We start from the raw sequence: 19,914 nt of genomic DNA, 5'->3' as shown, positions 1-19,914 counted from the left end.
CCATAGATTTTAATAAATCTGAATTCCGTATAATTAAAACAACATTTGCCATGTACTTAAAACCTCCTAAAGTGTTCTCTAAAAATTTCACGTACTATATGTTTAATATATTTTTATACACCAAATAATCAAGGGGATACTGTCTCTGAAAGGACGTAAATATCGTTTAGAATCTCACACGTAATTACATAAAATATAATCATAATATCCATATATGATTTTCTGTGTAGGATTTTCTTTTCAAATATTTCAATTGTCTCGAAATAATAGGAACGATTTGTACATTTTTTAAAGTGTAAATCCAGTTAATTGGTAGTTGATTTATTTTTATACAGTCAAATAGCTACATCAAATTGTATTAGTTTTTTGATTCTTGAAAATTTCATAGTAGGAGTTTGATAATTATAATTTATAAGAAGTAAATATGAAAAAGTTAGAGAATTATCTTAGTTATTAAATAGATTCTGCCTATACTTTATGTAGAGCCCAATTTATTAAATTTAAATAGTTTATATGTTCATATATAGAATTTTGAAGGGGGAAATTGTAAATGATTCCAAAGTCAACATATGTGGCTAAATGGGTATTAGATGACTTAACACTTGCGTCAAGACCAAATCAGGGGATCAAACTAAGTACATTTAAAAAGTTAGAAAAACTTTATGTAGAATACAGAGAAATGATTGAGGGAGATACTAGTTTTGAAATTACACATTATCTGCTAGAGTTTATCAATCCACATAATCTTTTTGTAGTAAGAGATGGTTACTATATATTTGATAATAAAACGATGGAATTTATTAAAGTATCAGACGATATTCATTTTTTAAATCAAAACTTAGCGTATTGTAATAATGGAGTTGCAGTGGATTTAATAAACGGAAAAATGCATTTTTTAGAAGGGCATTATTATAAAGTTAAGACCTCATATGTTGATTTATTAAAAGGAGAAACTATCCCTGTAATGGTACTAAGTCATTTAGATAATAATGTTGGAGTGTCAGTTCCTCTGACAATGTTTAATGAGGAAAGAACTTTTAAAATTTCAGAGAGTTATATAGTGAATCTTACCTCAAAGAATTGTAACAATGAGAGTGAATCTAATGAAAAGGGAAACGTAATACGATTTCTAAAACCTTCTATTGTGTAGTTAAGTATATATGTTAATTAAATTCATAATGAATTTAAGAGGGTGAAGTAAATTTCTTTTGAAATGTATACAGCCTTTCAAGATAAAGTAATTATAAAAGATGAATATAAAGGATTGGTGGAATTAATAAATACAGGAAGTTGGGAAGAAGCTGCTTTAAAGTTTCCATTCGTTAAAGAATATATAAAAGTTAATCATAGTAAAGATATTCCATTTACAAAGAAACAGATAAATGAAGCATTTGCAGAAGGTGATTTTCTATATATGAGGTGGCACATAGGAATCTGGGAAGAAGAGAATGATTATTATACAAATTTAAAAGATAATGAATGGTCATTTATAGCCAATCTAAGGAACTATAGAGATCCAGAACATAACGTGGCACCTATCATATTATTTATGAATGTGGTTTTAAAGGAAGTAGCAGCACATATTATAAGGCTGGAAGTTTGATATGGTGAGGCTGATGGACCGGAAGAATACTTTTTTATAAATAATGAATTTAAAAAGAAGCTGTAGCAGTAATGAATTATTGCTGCTTTTTTATTTCTAAATATACTAAAATTATTGTTGTTGGGTTTATGTATATTCATTTATAATAGAATATGGAAAATTTTACACTGCAATAATAAAGGTTTTATTATACAAGAGCTGGGAGCAGCTCTTTTTATTTTGCTCAGGGGGAGTGTGAAAGAAAAAAGTTTATGTTAATGGCGAAGTTAAATGATCTAATAGAGAATAAAAAATTACAATTAGTTGAACTGGTAAAAAAACATGGTTTTAGTCATACGAAAGTCCTCCATTTAAGTCAGGAAATCGATAAATTAATTAATAAATATATGATTATAAAAAAGGAACCCTATAATAGTAGGGTTCAAAGGGAACAGATACATAAAATAAATAAAGAGAATAATTTAATTATATAAGAAAATTGATACCGTAATATTGAGAAAGTGTAAAACCTTAATTAATTATTTTCGTTTGAAAAGTGATGTGATTACTATTTTAAAGTTAAGAACAGATTTAATAGAAAAAGCCGTTAAACTAAATCATATAAAAGAAGACACCAATGTTAGTAAACAGGAAGTTAATATTGCATTTAATTTATATGAAGAATTACAAAAAATAAACGAACCTAAGAAATTTAAATTTTATCCTTTTAATGAAAAGGAAGCCAGTGAATTCTCACTAGCTGATTTCTCGGAAGACCCTAAAAAAATTATTAGTTTAAGAAACTGGGTTTTAGAAGTACTACCTATTATTGATTTGTATAATCAGGTTGGAAAATTACCTCTAACAAGGGAGAATGAAGACTTTATAGAGTATCTTAAAGATTGCTTTAATACTTATATCTCTGGGTTAGAGAATATTTGCAGTGCAACATTAGAAACAGTCATTACCAAAAAGGATTTAAGACATGCAAAGAATTTGTGTGAAGGAATTATTTATTCCTTACAAGAATATTATAAAGGTTTTCCTTCAAAGGCTTCTAATGGATTTTATAGGGTTTTAAAAAATAATGTATCTAAGCCAAATCATTTTAATGATATAAAAACACTCCAAAACTTTGACAATGAATTCCTCTATAAAATGCGAGTCGGTACCGATCATGTATTTACAAGTAAAGAAATGTTTCATATTCCGTTAGAACTTCGGGGAATAGTCAGCACAAATAGATACAGTATTCCTGGGTTGCCTTGTATCTATTTAGGAAGCTCACCTTTAACCTGCTGGGAAGAACTTAATAAACCTGATTTAAATACGGTTCAGACTTCAGTATTTAAATCAGATGATATAAGTTATATAGATTTATCTACACCACCTGTTGTTTTTATAGAGAAGATAATTAAGAAATTCTACGACCACGGTACAATTATGCAAAAACGCTTTTTGGCGGATAGGTTAAATGAACCAAATGAAGTAATTTCTTATCTAATTATTTGGCCTTTAATGGCAGCATGTTCTGTACGTGTAAAAAATACGACTAACACATTCAAACCAGAATATATTATCCCACAACTATTATTGCAGTTTATAAGATATGATGGGTTTTTTGATGGCGTAAGTTACTTCTCAACCAAAGTGGATAACTATTCTGCTGAAACAGCTGTACTTTATAAAAACTTCGCTTTTCCTGTTCAGGATGGAGCAACTAAAGGTCTTTGTTCAAAATTACAAAGTAAATTTGATGTTTCCGATGCAGTACCGTGGAATATGTTTCAGTTATATAAGGATTCACCTCATTGTCTCCCTAATGAGGGAGAGAAACGAGTTGAACATGAATTCATTAATGGAATGAGTTTATTATACTCTTCTACAGATTTTAGTAAGCTTGAAACTTTTTTACAGAACAAATTTTTATTAGAAAGATCTAATTGACATCAGTCTAGAATGTGGGAAGGTATTCAATCTATAGATTCAAATGTTTAGGAGACTAAACGAATTTGTGATATATTTTTAAAGTAGTGCACAAGTGCAAAATCACAAAAAAGATCACCTGTTAAATTTTATAGGTGGTCTTTTCATGTCTATTAAATAATCTTTTGATTGAATTAGTACAGGGTTCGGCCACATGCCTATCAAGCTAAATTTCTGAAATATCTCCAAAACGAAAATTTCATCCTTTCATAATTGTCCATAGAATCTTAGGTTGATTTTCATTTTTGAGAAGAATACATTTCACAAATTGATGGTAATATGGGGGGGAAATAATGTTAAGATGTTTATAAAAAAGATGAGATGAAATATGCTGATAGATTTTTTTATAATATTCATATAAGATACTATTTTGACTTTGATTAAACTTTGTTTCAAACAAACATTAAAATCTATTTTAAAGAAAGGGAAATCTGGTAGAAAATGAAAGCAAACATTAAAATTATCGAAAAGCTTAAAGAAGAATCTTGTACCTTCTACATTCACAAAGTAACATCTTTTATTCTAGATATGGTATCAACACTAGAGAATAGTTCTGATAACTATTTAATAGTTAATTCAACTCACAAAGGTGAACAAGAAAAAATTTCTTGCTCAACTGTTATTTATTTGGAATATCTTGAAAGGAAAATTTTTGTTTATACAAAAGAAAATATATTTGAGATAAAAAGTCCTTTATATAAATTACAATCTGAACTTCCAGATAATTTCACTAGAATTTCAAAAACTATAATTATCAATATTCATTTTTTAAACAAATTCTCCGCTAAAGCAAACGGAAATTTGGAAGCACTGCTTTCAAACAGAGAAAAAGTAATTGTATCAAGAAAATATGTTTCTTCATTAAAAAAACAGCTAAAAAACCATTCCCGATAACCACTTATGTATTGATTTTTACCACTTATGTTTAAAAGCATTTCTTTATATCTCCTTTGATGTAAATATTAATAAAAACAAAGGAGGATATACAATGTATACTATGATTAAAGAAGTATTTATAAGAACTCCATTATGGGTATGGATATTATTATTCATTTTAATAAAAAGGGGTATTGCTATTTCTCAAGAAAGACCAATTAATTTATCTAAAATGTTCCTTGTTCCCATGATTTTTATGATATGGGGGTTAGATAAAATTATCACTAAATTTTCTTACTTAGGATATTGTTTAATAAGCTATACGATTTTCATTCTTCCAGGTATTATGATTGGATATTTGTTATATGTAAAATATCAAATTTTCTTCAAACAAGAGACGGTTACTTTCAGGAAGAAATGTTACCTTCCATTAATAATTATATTGATTAATTTCTTTGTAAAATATCTCTTAAATGTAACTTTAGGAATGTATGCATCATTTTATGATGATATTTCGTTTAATATAATTTATTCTGCCATAAGTGGACTATCTGTAGGTTTATTTTTTGGCGGAATATTCTACACATTTTATATACAATCAAAATTAAATAACCTTATCTTAAAATCATAAAAAAAGAAGGGAAAGACTTTATTGAAACTAAAAAAACGACTGTATACAGGTTTAGGAACTGGTTCATTTATATACATGATAGTTTTACTATCAAGAAACTATAACATATCTATTACACGAGCTGAGATAATAAGTGTTCTTATAATCTCAGCTTGTGCAGGCATTTTTACATTCATTTTTGATATTGAAAAAATCAGCTATTTGTTCGCCTTGGTAATCCATTTTTTCATGATGATTATAGTTGTCTTTCTTATATCTACATATAACCATTGGATAGAAATATTCCCAACTGCTGATTTTCTTGAAAGTATAGTTTTAATATATGTATTTTCTTGGTTAATATCATTTTTAAATACAAAAAAAGATGCTAAAGAATTAAATATGTTACTAAAAAATAAGAAAAACATTTAAAGTGTCCTTCTTATAAGAAGGATTATGGTAATTAATCAGGTCGCTTGTTTAACAAAAACAACCCTTTTTACGTATGTAAACTTTGGTTAGTTTACGTTGTCTTCCGTTTTCGAACCTCATGTCATCTACGTTTACAATAGGATAGCTACATGAAAATAAAAAATAAGTAAAAAAGTGGAGGATGATTTGTCTAAAAATATAGAATTTTTAACAAAAATTCATAAATATGTTATATAATGATGTTAACAAACTATATTTTAGGCATTACCCCCGATTGTGTAGAATAAATAATTTTTCGATGAGCTAAAGTATTTGGCTAAAAGAACTTGTAGCGGGGCCTTGCTACAAGTTCTTTTATTTTTTCAGTAAAGGAAAATAAGAAAAAAGAAGGGGACACGAGTATGATCGGAAACTTAAAGAAAGCAGCATTGAATTCGTTAGATGGGAAATGGGGGGTAGGTATAGGAGTATCAGCTTTATTCTATTTTGTACCAACCTTAAGTGCATCAGCAATCGCCTTTTTTATGTATTTAATATTTGTACTGTTTATCGGGATAATTGGTCCTGATGCATTATTTATTTATTTATTCAATAGGTGGGCAACCACAAGTAGATCCGGTAGCACTTGCTGCACTTATTCTAAGTTATATTGGTTTATGGGGGGTATGTTTCCTAATTTACAGTGTCATTCAAGGTATCTTTAATTATGGATATTCTGTTTTTACTTTACACTTAGGGAAACAAGAAGAAGTTAAGGTAGACGATGTATTTTCAGGATTTAAAAAGAAGAATTTGTTTAAATCAATGAAGTTAGGTTTAATGCAAGCTATCTTTATTTTTTTATGGAGCCTATTATTTATTGTTCCAGGTATTATTAAATATTTTTCTTATTCCATGTCGTATTACATATTAGTTGAGAATCCTGATTATACAGCAAGTGAAGCATTGAGAGAAAGTAAAAGAATAATGAAAGGACAAAAGCTAAAGTTATTTGTTCTTTGGTTATCATTTATAGGTTGGTTTTTATTAGCAGCATTTATCGGAATGTTTACATTTAATCTATCATTTATTTTTATTTCTCCTTATTACAACACAACTGTCTCACATTTTTACTTAGATTTAGTTAAAAAGCAGGATATTGGAGAAGCGAAGGTAAGTATATAAATAGGAAAAAAGTATGTTTAAGGTGAAAAATATTCGTAGTTGAAAGTGGATATGTGTTTAAGCATATCCACTTTTTAATATTATATTAAAAGTCTTAAGCTACTGGTTATTGTGATTTGGATAAGGATACCGCAAACGTGTTGCAAGTTAGATGGGATAGGGCAAGAATACCGCAAACGTGTTGCAAGTTAGATGGAATAGGTGTAGCACTACATCACTTGTAAGCTACGGTTATAAAATCCTCCTGAACAAAGAATATCCCTTTACAATTACTTATGAGTATTTAGTTCAGCTTTATCAAGCATATACTTACCTACTGTTTGCTTTTTATATATTATAGTAAAGACAGAAATCGGTTATGGCTATAATTCTATATAGGCTTTTTCTCCACCTGGAATCTTGAATGTATTTACATCAAATTCTTTAATTATATATATCTTTATCGCTTCAAAATCCTTACCAAAAGCGAGAGATGGATTTTTTAAGAAATATATTATTTTTTCCTTGTCATAGATTCGGGCTGTAATTATTTCTTTGTCCGAGTGAAACGATAAATTGACTCCTTTGTAAAAATATTCGTAATATCCCTCTTCATCCTGCTCACTCTTATCTTCAAAAGGAACAGATTCAATATAATATATAGTGCTATTTACATTTATTGATTTCATATAGCGTTACTCCCTTTTCAAGAATATCCATAAGAAATTATATAGTCTCTGTGTATTATACCAAAAATAGGGAATCTACTTTTGGAATTGTAAATAATATATAGGATCAAATTAAAATCTTTATATTATTTTTCATATTAGGGGTCGCCATATGTGCCCATCACTTAAGAATTTAAACCCTCAAGATGAAAATTTTGTGTATTTTTTACAGAAAACAACTAATTTTTCATCTTGGGGGTATTTGCTTTTCTTATCTTGATGGCAATGGGGTCCCGCCAACAAGATAAGAATTTTGCACGCTAAGCAAAAATACAATAAGCTGTCCATATGGGCAGCTTATATACATAATTCTCGTTATTGGAAGTTATTCTATATTGTTCTTAAATAAACTTAATATTTGTTGAGCATCTGTATCCCTTATTATATAATGTTCGAGATTTTTTTGTTCTTCATTGTCTTGACGAGCAATTACAACTTTTTTATTCTCTAGCCAAATTAAATATGTTTCACTGGAACTATCTTGGTAATTTACATTCATTTGATAATCAATATTTGCTTTGGCCTCATCATCTAGCAAAAGAGGAATAACTCTTTCTCGATCCTTATCTATTCCTGCATGTTCCATAGATTTAATAATTTGATCAAACTCTAGATTTATAGCTGTTTTTTTATTTTTTACCTTAGTTGATATAAGCTCAATTTTCTTTATTTCCTTTCCTTGAAAGAAAATTTGTTTGCGATTTTCCTCTTGTTGTATTGAGGCAGTTTTTACTTTTGGTTGTTCAGTAGTAGATGTACTACCAGTGTTTGTCTCAGTCGAACAAGCGGATAAATATAGGAATAATGATAAGGTCAGAAATGATATATTTTTATTCATAAATTAACTCCTTTTTTTATGGATAATATTCTCTTTCACCATGTAATAAACCTTTTTAAAGGGGAGAAGCTATCTACTCTTCGTATGAATACCTTATACACTTGAAGTTAACATAACGTCTCATTGTCGGTAGCAAGTTTTTCATAGAATCCTTGTTTTTACTAAATTTTTTGTCTCTATGTCTATCTATCACTTATACAAGATTTTATACATCATTGATATAGCGGAGATTCTAGGGATCTTCGCTATTCTTTTTCGCATAAAATCTTGTATAAAAAAGTAGTTAGACTAGTGTGTTTTACTCCAATTCATTTCAAAATATAATTGGAAATTCATCTTTAAATTAAAAAAAGAAGGGGTTACCTATATATATTAATAACTTCGAAATATTGTATAACAGATAATTTTTATTGTGCTAACGAATCAGGATAGTGTGGCGACCGACCAACTAAATAGTTGCTTCTCCTCAATTATTAGAAGGGAAGTTCTATCATTTCGCGAATTTATTAGACATAGATGAGTGCTATAATTTTCTATATTTACATAAAGAGGTGACTACGCATGAATCAAAGACCGTCAGAAGAAGAATACGCCGGGAACTCCGGTGAATATATCCGTTTGGTGCCGGACGGTAACATCATCAACATTCTGCTCGCCCAGGAAAAGCAAATGACTGAGCTCCTGGCATCGTTGACCGAAAGCCAGGCCGCATATCGGTATGCGGAAGGAAAATGGACGCTGAAAGAAGTCGTGGGCCACATTGCAGACGCGGAACGCGTCATGACCTACCGCCTGCTCCGGTTCGCAAGAGGGGACCAGACGCCTCTGACCGGTTTCGATCAGGAATTGTTCCTACCTCCTTTCGGAAGCTGGACAACCGCGCAATTGGCCGAAGACTACCGGGCCGTAAGGCAATCAACGATCACATTGCTGCGCGGGCTACCGGCTGAGGCATGGAATCGTAAGGGCACAGCCAACAACCTAAGCATTACGGCACGCGCCCTCGCGTACGGCATCGCAGGACACGAACTTCATCACATGGGAATCATCCGAAACCGGTACTTGAGTTAATCGTCGGCTGAGATCTTTGAAATGGAACAAACACCTCTCATACAATCTTAGATACCGTTCTTATTGGGGTCCCGCCCCACAACCATCAACTTAAGGATTTAGACTATTTTTGAGATTAAAAGCACGTTACTATTCTCTTATGTTAATGAGAAAGGGTGACGTGCTTTTTATGAATATGCACCAAAAACAAGAGTTATCTTTATTTGCCGAAGAGTTATATCGATTTTTCTCATTTGGGGGTATTTGTTTTTCTTAGATTGATGGTAATGGGGCACTACTTTATAATAATCAAATTAAAAGTTAAATAGTTATAGAGACTCCATTACTAGGAAATATTGTAACTATTAAGTTGTAAAAAGAACCGTAGTTTTTCATTTTTGAAAAGGAGATGGTCCTTTTTAGTTGTAGCAAAGATATAATGCGAGGAAGTTTTTTCTAAATCAAAAAAAATTGATGAATTAGTTGCATAAAGAACTAAACAGCATATATACTATAAACATCAAAAAAAGTTGATGAAGGGAAGTGAACTACAGTGGCACAAGATTTCCAGCTCTATGAGAAAAAGTTTAAAGCGTTGGCGGATCAGAAACGTTTAGAAATCATGTATGAGCTTTGCCAGCGGGGTCAGACGTGTGTATGTGATTTAACAGAAGTTTTTGAAATGACACAATCTAAGTTGTCCTATCATTTAAAGATTTTATTAGATGCAGGTTTAATTGTAAAAGAAACAAAGGGTACGTGGAGTTATTATGATTTAAATGATGCGGAAGTGAATAATTTATTATCAGAAGAATTGTGCTGTATCTTTAGAAAAACAGGCAAAGGTAGCTGCTGTTAAAATTTTGCGTTATTAATCAAAAAAAATTGATTAATGATATATAAAGAGGAGGAATAATGTATGAGATATGTTCACGTCGGTATAAACGTTACGAATTTAGAAAAGTCTATTGAATTTTATGAAAAGGTATTTGGTGTATCACCAGTTAAGGTGAAAACGGATTATGCAAAATTTTTATTAGAAAATCCAGGTCTTAATTTCACGCTGAACGTACGAGATGAAGTGAATGGAAATCAGGTAAATCACTTTGGTTTCCAAGTGGATACAACTGAAGAAATTACATTACATAAAGAACGATTAGAAAAAGAAGGTTTCTTTGCGCGTGATGAGATGGATACGACTTGTTGCTATGCAGTACAAGATAAGTTTTGGGTAACGGATCCCGATGGTAATGAGTGGGAGTTCTTTTATACAAAAGCAGATAGTGATGTTCACAAAATAGAAGATTCATCTTGTTGCACCACTTCAAATGAGGTAGCTAAAAATTCTTGTTGTTAATAGGAGATGGAAAATAAAATGAAACGTTTATCTTTTCTAGACCGATATTTAACACTATGGATCTTTCTAGCGATGGCTGTTGGGATTGGTTTAGGGTTTGTGTTTCCTAGTGTAGTAGATGGACTAAATACATTACAGGTTGGAACGACGTCTATTCCGCTGGCTGTTGGTTTAATTATAATGATGTATCCACCGTTAGCGAAAGTTCGCTATGAGGAAATGGGCCGAGTATTTAAAGATGTAAAAGTGTTAGTTCTATCTTTAGTACAAAATTGGATTATTGGTCCGGTACTTATGTTTGTTTTAGCAATTATTTTTCTTCCTGATAAACCAGAATACATGGTTGGTCTCATTATAATTGGGTTAGCACGTTGTATTGCAATGGTCATTGTTTGGAACGATCTTGCCGATGGAGATAAAGAGTATGCGGCAGGTTTAGTTGCTTTTAATTCGGTATTCCAAATGCTCTTTTTCTCAGTTTATGCATACGTATTTGTAACTGTAATTCCAGAATGGTTAGGGATTGAAGGTGCTATTGTCGATATTACAATGATAGAAGTAGCAAAATCAGTATTTATCTATTTAGGAATTCCTTTTATAGCAGGTATGTTAACACGCTTTGTACTCGTTAAGTTAAAAGGAAGACAGTGGTATGAAAAGGTGTTTATACCGAAAATTAGTCCACTTACATTACTTGCATTGCTATTTACGATCATCATTATGTTCTCTTTAAAAGGGGAGATGATTGTTAGCGTGCCACTAGATGTAGTAAGAATAGCGATTCCGTTATTAATCTATTTTATTGTAATGTTTTTTGTTTCTTTCTTTATGGGAAGAAAAATTGGTGCAAACTATCCGGTAACAACAACGCTAGCATTTACAGCAGGTAGTAATAACTTTGAATTAGCGATTGCTGTAGCAGTTGGTGTGTTTGGTATTCATTCAGGCGCAGCATTCGCAGCTGTTATCGGACCGTTAGTTGAAGTCCCTGTCATGATTGCACTTGTAAACGTCGCTTTTTGGTTTAAGCGTAAATATTTTAAAGATCAACCAGTATAATTTAAAAACAAAGGCGGAAAACAACATGGAAAATAAAAAGACAATCTATTTCTTATGTACAGGAAATTCATGCAGAAGCCAAATGGCAGAAGCGTGGGGCAAACAATATTTAGGAGATAAGTGGAATGTATATTCTGCAGGAATCGAAGCACATGGAGTAAATCCAAATGCATTTAAAGCAATGAACGAAGTAAATATCGACATAACAAATCAAACATCAGATATAATTGATGCAAACATTTTAAATAGTGCTGATTTAGTCGTTACGCTGTGTAGTCATGCGGATTCTGTTTGTCCATCTACTCCGCCGCATGTAAATCGTGTTCATTGGGGATTTGATGATCCAGCAGGAAAAGAGTGGTCCGAATTTCAACGTGTTCGTGATGAAATTGGTGAACGTATAAAGCGATTTTCTGAAACAGGGGAGTAAATAAAGGAAAGAGTCAATCTTCTATCTTATAGGGGAGTGACTCTTTTTTATTATGTATTTCATTTACTTATCGCATCGCTTTAAAACCACTCTTAGAAATAATACAGAATATTATGTGAAGATGGTAAAGTTTCATTTTATAATTTTTACTTTATTAAAAGTTGATTTGTTAGAAAGGATAATCATTTATTGATATAATGAATGGATGCGTGGCAGGGAATAGATAGAAAGATACTGCTAGTAATTTATACTTCAAATGTTGGGAGATTGGACAGAGTTATGGGGACAGAAAAAGAAATTAGTTCCGCTAAATTAATATGGAAGATGACGCGCCCGCATACATTAACGGCGACGTTTTCTCCTGTAATTTTAGGGACAGTGGCATCACTTTATGTTGCCAAAATTGATTGGCTTTTATTTATTGCGATGATGCTTGCATGTTTAGCGCTGCAAATAGCAACGAACTTATTTAATGAGTACTATGATTTCAAACGTGGATTAGATACCGCTGAATCCGTTGGCATCGGTGGCGGAATTGTCCGTCATGGATTGAAGCCAAAAAATGTGTTAACAGTTGCGCTTTTATTGTATGTCGTAGCAGCATTTATTGGCATTTATATTTGTATGAATAGCAGCTGGTGGTTAGTTGTCATTGGTTTAATTGGGATGGCAGTTGGCTATTTATATACAGGCGGTCCATTACCAATTGCGTACACTCCGTTTGGAGAATTAGTTTCTGGGTTGTTAATGGGGACATGTTTTGTAATCATTGCTTTCTTTATTCAAACGAATACTGTAACGATTGAAAGTGTATTGATTTCCATTCCAATTGGAATTTTAGTAGGTGCAATCAATATGTCAAATAACATCCGAGATATCGAAGAAGATATTAAAGGTGGAAGAAAGACATTAGTAATCCTCCTTGGGAGAGAAAAAGCTGTGGTAACACTAGCGGTAGCCTTTTTCATTGCGTATTTATGGATTGCCGTAATTGTATTAATGGGTTATATAAGCCCTTGGGCATTAGTTATGTTCCTAGGTTTGAGAAAGCCAATTTCTGCGATTCAAAGTTTCCAAAAAGGGGCAAAGGATCCTGGATATATGCGCATCGCAATGAAATCAACAGCGATGACAAATACGATTTTCGGCTTCTTGTTGTCAGCAGGATTATTAATTAGTTATTTGTTTTAAATAACTTAACCCCAATTTCTCGATTTTAGTATAGAGAAATTGGGGTTTTATTTTGAGTTTTTTACGTTATAAACTATTATCATTTGAAATGTATATACCAATAAATTGCAACTTCATCACTTGTCTTATCCAAACCTTTATAAACAAGAAAATCAAACCCACCAATTACAAATCCACATTTTTCATAAAATTTACATGCTGCGACATTATTATTTTGCGTTTCAAGCATGATACCTGGCATATTTCCTTTTTTTGCCCACTGCTTTGCTTGATCAACTAATCTTTTACCAACTCCGAGTGTACGATATTTTTTATCTACCGTTATATCTTCTATGTAAGCATAGTGGTTCCAATTCTTTTTCAATACCATTAATCCAATGATTTGGTTATGTAACAGTGCTATGTAAATGACTTGATTAGGTTTATTTATATATTCATTGTAAGCCAGTTCTTCATTATCATCTTGATTTTGTAAATAACTTTTTTCATAACTTGGAACGTCTTCTACTGTATATTCTATACGTTTATTTCCTTTGGAAAGAGAAAGAATTAACCGAGCATTCACTATAAAACTGTCATCAATCTCCGGGAGATTATCTAAATCATTTGTTTCTAACTCTCTAATTACAAGGTTCATCGGGGCACCTCCACATAATAATATTTCTTCTAGTTCTTCATTTGGTTCAAATGAATTCCAATTACAAAATTATAATAGAATTTCAATAGTACGGCTATCTTTGTATTTTATCTTTATACCAGTATGTTGTTATCTTGATATAAAAATATTGTTTAGAAAGAGTAGTATCTTTTATTTTGGGTGTATATCCAGTTTTCAAATTTAACTGTAGTAGAGAAACAAATATTTTTTTAAAGAGTGGATGCCATACGTTATTCTTTAACTAAATTCGACATTATCTGCATTTTATCTTCACCTTCCTCTATTAATCTATTTATTGTAAACATCAGCTGGAGTTAATGCTCAGCTGTATAAATAATGAATATAAAAATTAATAGGGAAAGGATCGAAAAATAATGAAAGAATCACAAAGTAAGAAAAAAACAAGTCGACTAACTAAGGTAATAATATCTCTAGGAGTTGTTTTAGCAACGACCTTTTTCACCTTCTTTTTAATTGGAAAATGGAACTCTATCCCAGCGAAGGGAATAGCTAACGAAAGTAGTAATCAAGTTAACACGCAACAACAAGAAAAGAAAAAAGAAACACCACCGGCAAAACAGAAAAGACCTGATGGAAAACCGGTAGGAAAGGTTGTTTATTTAACATTCGATGACGGTCCTAGCGAATTAACTGGGAAGTTTTTAGATGTACTAAAAGAGCAAAATGTTGCGTCGACATTTTTTATGCAAGGTAGCAATTTACAAAATACAGGTTTTCAGGAAAACGTAAAACGAGCGGTAAAAGAAGGACATTATATTGGTGCTCATAGTATGACACATAATAGTGATAAGCTATACAAAAAAGGACAATTTGTAACGGAGATGAAAGAAACGTTAGCTCTTATTCATAATATTACGGGTACAATTCCTAAACTAGTCCGTCCCCCATATGGATCTGCACCAGGATTAAAGGGCGAGGACATTCGTAACAAAATTGTAGAAGCAGGAATAAAAGTTTGGGATTGGACGATAGATTCAAATGATTGGAAATTAAAAGATAATCCCATTCAGATTATCGAAAATGTAAAGAAACAGACAACAGAAGAAGTTGAAGTTGTATTAATGCATGAAAAGGCGCAAACATTACAAGCTCTTCCTGAAATTATTAAATTTTATAAAGAGCAAGGGTATGAATTTGGGGTATATAATGACGAGGATCATTTTCGTCTAAACTTCCAAAAAGATCAACGTCTATAGTATAAACATAGTTATTTTAAAAAGGTGTTTTTATTACTAAATCAATAATTAAGCCAAAAGACGATTTCCTATACAATAAAGAAATCGTCTTTTTTTATAAAGTTGACTTTTGGATCAAAAAGGTTTATTCTACTTGTGCAAGTGAATACTTACATTCGGGTTTGGATAAAGATTATGTGAAAGTTGGATGAAACGTGAATGAAATGACAAATACATCAGAACGTATTATTGAGGCTTTTTTAGAATTATTCCGCACTCATGGCTATAAGGGAACGACGACACGCTCGATTTCGGAACTAGCGGGCGTAAACGAAGTAACGATCTTTCGGAATTTTGGAAGCAAAAAGAATATTATGGAAAAAGCTGTCGAATCTTTATCGCGTGATATGGAATTGAATAAATTAATGCCTGGAGAGATGACTTGGAATCTTGAAGATGACTTGCTATCTATTGCAGAAGGATATCTTGCATATATAGAAAAGTTAAAGGATTTAATTTTGATTAGTTTTCAGGAAGCTGAAATGTTCCCAGAGCTCAAAGAAAAAATTGCATTAATTCCTAAACAATTAAAAGATAATTTGGTTTCATATTTCATTGAGATGAGAGAAAAGGGAAAGCTTATTGAAACTGATATGGAAGCTCAGGCGATGAACTTTATTTGGATGAATTTCGGTTACTTTCTTTCTAACTCACGCTTTGGTGACAATTTATTTTCCAATTCAAAAGAGATTTTTTTAAAACATAGTGTCCAACTATTTTCTAGGGGGCTAACTCCCTAGGTCTTTTTTTGTACCTAATGCAAGTAAGTACTTGCTATAATAAAACAACAAGGAGTACGACAATGAAAACTTTAAAAAATTTCTTTAAATTCCCTCCAACATTCATTGGAATTGCAACAGCATTTGCCTTTCTGTTAATTTTCTTTTGTGTGTGGATGACTGCATACGATGGTGTTACGGATCGGGTAAACCAATTAAAAGTCGGATTAGTTAATGAAGATAATCAAATGGGAACCGATATTGAAAAAAGCTTGAAGGAAAATCTACCCTTTAAAGTTAAAAGCTATATCTCGGTAACGCACGCCCAAAAAGATATGGATAACAGGAACTTAGATATGGTTATTCAAATTCCTGCAAATTTCTCAAGCCTATTGAAAGAAAATAATACTACAGAGATTAACTATTTCATCAATCAAGCAAACTCATCTTTGGCAAAACAGATTATGGAAGGCGCGGCAAAGGATATTACGCAAACAGTTAATAAAAATGTATATGCGTATAAACAAAAGCTTATTTCATCTAACCTATCTAACGAATTAAGTACAGTGATGCCGTCAGAAGAATTGGTCCAAAAGTTATCAGAAAACATTACGAAAGCTATGAGTTCATTAAACATTGATTCTGTGCAATCATCTGTCGAAAAAACAAACAATACAGATGGCTTTGCAGCAACCATGATTCCATTTTTAATTGTTCTTGCTTCATGGGTTGGAGCGATGCTTATGAGTTTAAATCTTAATATTGTTGCAACAATATTAAAAAACACGCACGGAAAATGGTCTATATTTTTATCAAGACAAGTTATTAACATTGTCGTATCTGTTATTTTAGCTATTATCACGTTATTATTAATGACCTTATTTAATGTTAAATTGAATACAAGCTTGTTTGAAACATGGATATTCCAAACTCTTGTCTTTTTCTCTTTTTTAAGCGTAACGCAAATGTTTATCGTTCTATTTGGTCCTGCTGGTATGATGTTTAATATCATATCGCTGTCAGTACAATTAGTTACTTGTGGAGTAATTGTTCCAAAAGTGTTACTATCCAATTTTTACCAAATTGTCGGTTCTCTTTTCCCTGGAACTTATGTAGCTGACGGATATCAAACAATAATTTTTGGTGGGGGAAATCTATCACACGATATGAATATTCTTCTTTGCACTTCAATTATTACCATTCTTATAGCGGTGGGGAGAATTATGCTGCAAAGAGATAGTAAAAGTGAATTGATCAAACAAACTGCCAACAGATAAAAAGCTTATATTACATGTGAAGTGCACCCTGATTGCTAAACAAAGTCTAACAATCGAGGGGCACTTTTTTTAGTCAAATTCTCTTAGCGTACGAAATTCGCGTTTTTCTCCGTAGCGAAATAGGGCTCATATGCTCTAACCTCATTCTATTAGTAAATAGCCTGCAATCATTGTCCTCTGTACATGAAATAAATTTGGTTTGTAATATAATCTGAACTAAAATGAAGTCCGTTTTTTATCCACCACATAATGATTCCTACCAATGAAGCGGTTTTAATCTCAATGGCAACATAATCTTCGGGTAGCTCTGTCTCACTATTATTTCTGCGCGTTTCTACTAATTTCTTTATTAATAGAAATAATTGTTCCTCAAAATGATTCATATTAAATAAAACAGATAAATAATTTCGATGAATATATAAATAATCAAGCAATTGTGTTAGCTGTTGTTTTTCTGATAAATTGCTTACGTGTATTAAAGCGGTAATTTTATTAGAAAGTTCGTTTGAAATTTCATCAGTGAGTTGCATGAGTAAATCCTGAATATCTTGATAGTGTAAGTAAAATGTTGTCCGATTTAATCCAGCTTCGTTTGCAATTTTCTGGACTGTTAAATTTGAAATAGTGGATTCCTCTTGTAAAAGGGAATAGACGGCATTTTTAAACATTTCTCTTGAACGAAGTGTACGAGGATCCTCTTTTTTAGATGTAGACATTTTGAAACTCCTTTATAGATTTTTCTTTGACTTTCTCGACATAGCATATTTTCAATGTCGATTAATGAACATTTTTAACAAAATTGTTCATGGTCAGGAATATGTATCTTTGTTACTATGAATTTTATCGACACTGTGTCGATAATGCAACTATAGAAAAAGGGAGTTTACAAATGGAGAAGGGAATAACAGAAAAAAATAAGAAAATTTTATTACTTGTACTAATTGCTGGATGTTTTTTATCAACATTAAACCAGACGTTACTTAATGTGGCAATGAGTAACTTAATGGAAGTATTTGATGTTACAGCTACAACTGTACAATGGTTAGCAACAGGTTTTATGCTCGTAAACGGTGTTTTAGTGCCAATTACGGCATTTTTAATGAAACGTTTTACAACGAGGCAATTATTTATTAGCTCAATGATTTTTTTATTAATCGGAACATTACTATGTGCCGGTGCCATCAATTTTGGCATGTTATTAACAGGAAGAATGATTCAAGCAATTGGGGCAGGAATTATTATGCCGCTCATGATGACAGTTATTTTATATTTATATCCTAGTGAAAAGCGCGGGAGTGTTATGGGAACTATCGGCTTTGCTATGATTTTTGCGCCAGCCATTGCTCCAACGTTATCTGGTTTTATCATTGAATATGTATCATGGAGATGGTTATTTATTGGATTAGCTCCATTTGTATTCATCGTCATTATTCTTGCGCTAAAATATTTAATGAACGTTGCAGATACGACAAAAGCAAGATTGGATATTGTAAGTGTCATTTTATCAACGATTGGCTTTGGTTGTGTTTTATTTGGATTCAGTAGTGCAGGAAGTAAGGGATGGGATCACCCGATTGTTATTACGACAATTATTACCGGGGTACTTGTTACAACGCTATTTTGCTTACGTCAAATAAAGTCTAACGATCCATTATTAAATTTATCCGTATTTAAGTATAAAATTTTTACTCTTACATCAGTGATCAATGTACTTATCACGATGATTATGTATGCTGATTTAATTCTTTTACCGATTTACTTACAAAACGGAAGAGGCTTTACCGCATTTGAATCAGGTTTACTTCTATTACCTGGAGCGGTCATTAATGCATTCTTATCACCAATTACAGGTAAAATGTATGATAAATACGGAGCAAAACCACTCTTTATTACAGGGTTAGTATTTATCATTATTTCGATGTGGGGGGTAATTGATTTAACTGAATCCACAACGTATATGTATGTAATGGTGCGTACTATTCTTTTACGGATTGGGTTAAGTTTCATTTCAATGCCTTTAAATACAGCAGGACTAAATGCTTTACCTAGAGAATTAGGTTCACATGGTTCAGCCGTAAATAATACGGTTCGTCAATTAGCCGGTGCTATTGGAACAGCTGTTGTTATTACTATATATACAACTCAAGCAACTTCACACGCTTCAGAGTTATCTTTAGAAAATGGAAACATTACAGCTATTCAACTAGCTAAATTATCCTCTATTTTCGGCTCAAGTGATGCGTATCTATTCATGTTATTTTTATCTTTCGTAGCATTAATCTTTGCATGTTTCATGCCTAAAAAAGTGGCAACTCAAAAACTTGAAAGTAAGGCAAGTAATTAGAATCGTTTATAGAGTAGTTTAGAAAGTATATGATGGAAGAAAAGCAAGGGATCTAATAATTAAGGTCATTTGCTTTTCTTTTTGTTTATGAACTTAACTGTATTTTGTAAAGATATTAAAGGAGACATGAAAAAATCCACCTACAACAATTAAAAGATTGATTGACCGAAACAATATAAAAAGGACTCGTAAATTTATCCCACTTTAATGGGCAGTAAGACCCCTACCTCAAAATTCAGCGAAAGCAAAGAAGTTAGGTAGGGGAGGATCAACTGCCCATAAAAGTCCGATTGGTGAGGGCTGATAATCAGTGGGGGATGAAGAAAACCTCCACTGATTAAAGTTTCACTTTATAAGAGTTCTTTTTTGCAATCCCAA

The 19,914-nt window shown here is 31.8% G+C and carries 20 protein-coding genes and 2 pseudogenes; 18 read left to right on the top strand and 4 right to left on the bottom strand.

Annotation, left to right across the window (positions count from 1 at the left end; translation table 11 throughout):
• Positions 1-550 precede the first annotated feature (550 nt).
• The 8 genes and pseudogenes from BUA87_RS07370 to BUA87_RS07335 all read left to right on the top strand — a co-directional run bounded on the left by BUA87_RS07370 (position 551) and on the right by BUA87_RS07335 (position 6,650).
• Positions 551-1,150 carry a hypothetical protein gene (locus tag BUA87_RS07370; RefSeq protein ID WP_072938941.1) on the top strand — a complete coding sequence of 200 codons (600 nt, stop codon included), beginning with the start codon at positions 551-553 and terminating at the stop codon, positions 1,148-1,150.
• Between the two features lie 63 nt (positions 1,151-1,213).
• Positions 1,214-1,669, top strand: a pseudogene (locus BUA87_RS07365) (hypothetical protein).
• Between the two features lie 185 nt (positions 1,670-1,854).
• Entirely contained in the window at positions 1,855-2,076 is a 222-nt protein-coding gene (locus tag BUA87_RS07360) for a Spo0E family sporulation regulatory protein-aspartic acid phosphatase (protein ID WP_072938934.1), read from the top strand.
• 19 nt (positions 2,077-2,095) lie between these two features.
• Complete coding sequence (locus BUA87_RS07355; RefSeq protein WP_072938932.1) at positions 2,096-3,529, top strand: hypothetical protein; 1,434 nt, start codon at positions 2,096-2,098, stop codon at positions 3,527-3,529.
• A 480-nt stretch (positions 3,530-4,009) separates the two neighbouring features.
• Positions 4,010-4,462, top strand: coding sequence for a LytTR family DNA-binding domain-containing protein (locus tag BUA87_RS07350; RefSeq protein ID WP_061660782.1), 453 nt, complete (start codon positions 4,010-4,012; stop codon positions 4,460-4,462).
• A 94-nt stretch (positions 4,463-4,556) separates the two neighbouring features.
• Positions 4,557-5,075, top strand: coding sequence for a hypothetical protein (locus BUA87_RS07345; protein ID WP_061660781.1), 519 nt, complete (start codon positions 4,557-4,559; stop codon positions 5,073-5,075).
• A 21-nt stretch (positions 5,076-5,096) separates the two neighbouring features.
• Complete coding sequence (locus tag BUA87_RS07340) at positions 5,097-5,486, top strand: DUF3021 domain-containing protein (protein WP_061660780.1); 390 nt, start codon at positions 5,097-5,099, stop codon at positions 5,484-5,486.
• Between the two features lie 401 nt (positions 5,487-5,887).
• Positions 5,888-6,650, top strand: a pseudogene (locus tag BUA87_RS07335) (DUF975 family protein).
• 362 nt (positions 6,651-7,012) lie between these two features.
• Here BUA87_RS07335 and BUA87_RS07330 read toward each other — a convergent pair.
• Positions 7,013-7,318 carry a hypothetical protein gene (locus BUA87_RS07330; protein ID WP_072938929.1) on the bottom strand — a complete coding sequence of 102 codons (306 nt, stop codon included), beginning with the start codon at positions 7,316-7,318 and terminating at the stop codon, positions 7,013-7,015.
• A gap of 364 nt (positions 7,319-7,682) precedes the next feature.
• The gene (locus tag BUA87_RS07325) at positions 7,683-8,195 is read right to left on the bottom strand and encodes a hypothetical protein (RefSeq protein WP_061660777.1); all 513 of its coding nucleotides are present in this window, start codon (positions 8,193-8,195) and stop codon (positions 7,683-7,685) included.
• Between the two features lie 561 nt (positions 8,196-8,756).
• Between BUA87_RS07325 and BUA87_RS07320 the strand changes: the two genes are divergently transcribed.
• From BUA87_RS07320 to menA, 6 genes are all read left to right on the top strand, one after another.
• Positions 8,757-9,266 (top strand): DinB family protein, encoded by a 510-nt coding sequence (locus tag BUA87_RS07320; protein WP_001076303.1) that lies wholly within the window; start codon positions 8,757-8,759, stop codon positions 9,264-9,266.
• 532 nt (positions 9,267-9,798) lie between these two features.
• Positions 9,799-10,104 (top strand): arsenical resistance operon transcriptional regulator ArsR, encoded by a 306-nt coding sequence (gene arsR / locus BUA87_RS07315; protein WP_000046018.1) that lies wholly within the window; start codon positions 9,799-9,801, stop codon positions 10,102-10,104.
• A 60-nt stretch (positions 10,105-10,164) separates the two neighbouring features.
• Positions 10,165-10,602, top strand: coding sequence for an ArsI/CadI family heavy metal resistance metalloenzyme (locus BUA87_RS07310; RefSeq protein ID WP_001271008.1), 438 nt, complete (start codon positions 10,165-10,167; stop codon positions 10,600-10,602).
• Between the two features lie 18 nt (positions 10,603-10,620).
• A complete protein-coding gene (gene arsB, locus BUA87_RS07305; protein WP_000826546.1) occupies positions 10,621-11,661 on the top strand; it encodes an ACR3 family arsenite efflux transporter in 1,041 nt (346 codons plus the stop codon).
• Between the two features lie 25 nt (positions 11,662-11,686).
• Positions 11,687-12,091, top strand: a complete 405-nt coding sequence (gene arsC, locus BUA87_RS07300; RefSeq protein WP_016512602.1) for an arsenate reductase (thioredoxin) — start codon at positions 11,687-11,689, stop codon at positions 12,089-12,091.
• A gap of 279 nt (positions 12,092-12,370) precedes the next feature.
• Positions 12,371-13,282 carry a 1,4-dihydroxy-2-naphthoate polyprenyltransferase gene (gene menA, locus BUA87_RS07295; protein WP_000536367.1) on the top strand — a complete coding sequence of 304 codons (912 nt, stop codon included), beginning with the start codon at positions 12,371-12,373 and terminating at the stop codon, positions 13,280-13,282.
• A gap of 79 nt (positions 13,283-13,361) precedes the next feature.
• Here menA and satA read toward each other — a convergent pair whose 3' ends face one another.
• Positions 13,362-13,919: a streptothricin N-acetyltransferase SatA gene (satA, locus tag BUA87_RS07290; protein WP_001054993.1), complete on the bottom strand. Its 558-nt coding sequence runs from the start codon at positions 13,917-13,919 to the stop codon at positions 13,362-13,364.
• Positions 13,920-14,314: 395 nt separating this feature from the next.
• Between satA and BUA87_RS07285 the strand changes: the two genes are divergently transcribed.
• From BUA87_RS07285 to BUA87_RS07275, 3 genes are all read left to right on the top strand, one after another.
• Complete coding sequence (locus tag BUA87_RS07285; RefSeq protein ID WP_061660773.1) at positions 14,315-15,157, top strand: polysaccharide deacetylase family protein; 843 nt, start codon at positions 14,315-14,317, stop codon at positions 15,155-15,157.
• A 194-nt stretch (positions 15,158-15,351) separates the two neighbouring features.
• Positions 15,352-15,936 carry a TetR/AcrR family transcriptional regulator gene (locus BUA87_RS07280; protein WP_001004645.1) on the top strand — a complete coding sequence of 195 codons (585 nt, stop codon included), beginning with the start codon at positions 15,352-15,354 and terminating at the stop codon, positions 15,934-15,936.
• 62 nt (positions 15,937-15,998) lie between these two features.
• Entirely contained in the window at positions 15,999-17,192 is a 1,194-nt protein-coding gene (locus BUA87_RS07275) for a YhgE/Pip domain-containing protein (protein WP_072938926.1), read from the top strand.
• 167 nt (positions 17,193-17,359) lie between these two features.
• Here BUA87_RS07275 and BUA87_RS07270 read toward each other — a convergent pair whose 3' ends face one another.
• Positions 17,360-17,908, bottom strand: coding sequence for a TetR/AcrR family transcriptional regulator (locus BUA87_RS07270; protein WP_072938923.1), 549 nt, complete (start codon positions 17,906-17,908; stop codon positions 17,360-17,362).
• Between the two features lie 173 nt (positions 17,909-18,081).
• Here BUA87_RS07270 and BUA87_RS07265 point away from each other — a divergent pair, with 173 nt between their 5' ends.
• A complete protein-coding gene (locus BUA87_RS07265) occupies positions 18,082-19,536 on the top strand; it encodes a DHA2 family efflux MFS transporter permease subunit (RefSeq protein ID WP_000410730.1) in 1,455 nt (484 codons plus the stop codon).
• Positions 19,537-19,914 lie beyond the last annotated feature (378 nt).

Origin of the sequence: Bacillus sp. bc15, assembly GCF_900142585.1 — a bacterium.
GTDB lineage: Bacteria > Bacillota > Bacilli > Bacillales > Bacillaceae_G > Bacillus_A > Bacillus_A cereus.
Note: the sequence above shows the minus strand (reverse complement) of the source record. Positions and strands in the feature narration are given on the sequence as shown.

What these genes read in the sequence shown, in the direction of transcription:
- BUA87_RS07370 (WP_072938941.1), top strand. Translation starts at nt 551, where the DNA reads ATGATTCCAAAGTCAACATATGTGGCTAAATGGGTATTAGATGACTTA.
- BUA87_RS07360 (WP_072938934.1), top strand. Translation starts at nt 1,855, where the DNA reads ATGTTAATGGCGAAGTTAAATGATCTAATAGAGAATAAAAAATTACAA.
- BUA87_RS07350 (WP_061660782.1), top strand. Translation starts at nt 4,010, where the DNA reads ATGAAAGCAAACATTAAAATTATCGAAAAGCTTAAAGAAGAATCTTGT.
- BUA87_RS07345 (WP_061660781.1), top strand. Translation starts at nt 4,557, where the DNA reads ATGTATACTATGATTAAAGAAGTATTTATAAGAACTCCATTATGGGTA.
- BUA87_RS07330 (WP_072938929.1), bottom strand. Translation starts at nt 7,318, where the DNA reads ATGAAATCAATAAATGTAAATAGCACTATATATTATATTGAATCTGTT.
- BUA87_RS07325 (WP_061660777.1), bottom strand. Translation starts at nt 8,195, where the DNA reads ATGAATAAAAATATATCATTTCTGACCTTATCATTATTCCTATATTTA.
- BUA87_RS07320 (WP_001076303.1), top strand. Translation starts at nt 8,757, where the DNA reads ATGAATCAAAGACCGTCAGAAGAAGAATACGCCGGGAACTCCGGTGAA.
- BUA87_RS07310 (WP_001271008.1), top strand. Translation starts at nt 10,165, where the DNA reads ATGAGATATGTTCACGTCGGTATAAACGTTACGAATTTAGAAAAGTCT.
- arsB (WP_000826546.1), top strand. Translation starts at nt 10,621, where the DNA reads ATGAAACGTTTATCTTTTCTAGACCGATATTTAACACTATGGATCTTT.
- arsC (WP_016512602.1), top strand. Translation starts at nt 11,687, where the DNA reads ATGGAAAATAAAAAGACAATCTATTTCTTATGTACAGGAAATTCATGC.
- menA (WP_000536367.1), top strand. Translation starts at nt 12,371, where the DNA reads ATGGGGACAGAAAAAGAAATTAGTTCCGCTAAATTAATATGGAAGATG.
- satA (WP_001054993.1), bottom strand. Translation starts at nt 13,919, where the DNA reads ATGAACCTTGTAATTAGAGAGTTAGAAACAAATGATTTAGATAATCTC.
- BUA87_RS07285 (WP_061660773.1), top strand. Translation starts at nt 14,315, where the DNA reads ATGAAAGAATCACAAAGTAAGAAAAAAACAAGTCGACTAACTAAGGTA.
- BUA87_RS07275 (WP_072938926.1), top strand. Translation starts at nt 15,999, where the DNA reads ATGAAAACTTTAAAAAATTTCTTTAAATTCCCTCCAACATTCATTGGA.
- BUA87_RS07270 (WP_072938923.1), bottom strand. Translation starts at nt 17,908, where the DNA reads ATGTCTACATCTAAAAAAGAGGATCCTCGTACACTTCGTTCAAGAGAA.
- BUA87_RS07265 (WP_000410730.1), top strand. Translation starts at nt 18,082, where the DNA reads ATGGAGAAGGGAATAACAGAAAAAAATAAGAAAATTTTATTACTTGTA.